This window comes from Corallococcus praedator (assembly GCF_003612125.1).
GTDB classification, from domain to species: Bacteria; Myxococcota; Myxococcia; order Myxococcales; family Myxococcaceae; genus Corallococcus; species Corallococcus praedator.
Window position 1 is genome coordinate 1 of sequence record NZ_RAWI01001082.1, and the last position, 437, is coordinate 437.

General features: G+C 44.2%; 1 protein-coding gene. It reads right to left on the reverse strand.

Translation table 11 applies throughout. The features are described from left to right. Window positions 1-376, reverse strand: a 376-nt coding sequence (locus tag D7Y13_RS47485) for a hypothetical protein (protein ID WP_208734651.1), incomplete at its 3' end; no start/stop codon positions are given. Window positions 377-437: the final 61 nt, after the last annotated feature.

Sequence of the window (437 nt, forward strand, 5' to 3'; positions counted from 1 at the left end):
GTGAAAACCAACAAGTTGTTAGAAAAAATAACTCCGTACCTAGTATAGCATGAGTCCGACAATGATTCTTGTAAAAGCCCATATTAACATCGTCCTTGCCGCAATCTTTGCAAACTAGTTTGGGTTTGTCTTTCTTCAGTCTTTGCCTCTTTGCCACAGTAGTCACTTTTGGTGTTGGGAGTGGTTGTATCGGTTGCTTTCTCTTGGCAGGTGCAATTCTTTTCGGTGTGGGCGGTGGTGGAGGCAGTGGAGCTTTGAACAGTGCATTTGGCTGAAGTTGGTTTGCAGTTTGTTGATGAGTCGTGCGTTTCGTTGACACTGGCGTAGACGTGGTTGCTTGCGAAAAACTGTCATTGAGCGACACGTCAAGCGTCATGTCACTTTCATCCATCCTACAAAATAAACCAAATTTTTTGTGTGAGGCGAAGATACGTAAG